Origin of the sequence: Streptomyces sp. RP5T (assembly GCF_003933965.1) — a bacterium.
Classification (GTDB): Bacteria; Actinomycetota; Actinomycetes; order Streptomycetales; family Streptomycetaceae; genus Streptomyces.
Genome location: NZ_RSAJ01001300.1, coordinates 1 through 421, shown reverse-complemented (window position 1 = coordinate 421; position 421 = coordinate 1). Strand labels below are relative to the sequence as shown.

Below are 421 nucleotides of genomic sequence, written 5' to 3'. Positions count from 1 at the left end.
GTCCTCGACTTCGCCGACGAACGCTCCGTGGTCCAGACGAGGTTCGCGACCACCGCCCTCACCCTGCTCCGCGCCCACCTGGGCCTGCACACCGAGGAAGTCGTCGCGGACGCCCGCACCGCGCTCTCGGCACCCCTGCCCGAAGGTCTCGTCGGGTGCACGCAGTTCACCTTCCTCGGCCGCGGCTGGACGGTGGGTCTGGCCAACGAGGCCGGGCTGAAGATGCGCGAGGCCTGTCTCGCCTGGACCGAGGCCTACCCGGCGATGGAGTACCGGCACGGCCCCATCAGCGTCACCACCCGCGGCACCGCCACCTGGATGCTCGGCGAGGCCCCCGAAGGCCTGGCCGCGCAGGTGCGGGAGACCGGCGCCCGCTGGATCCCGGGCGGTCTCGACCCGCTCGCCGAACTGGTCCGTGTGC

1 protein-coding gene is annotated in these 421 nt (G+C 73.2%); it reads left to right on the top strand.

All coding sequences use genetic code 11. The features are described 5' to 3' along the window. Window positions 1-421: SIS domain-containing protein (locus EHS43_RS45915; RefSeq protein ID WP_369009084.1), on the top strand; the 421-nt coding region annotated here is incomplete at both ends.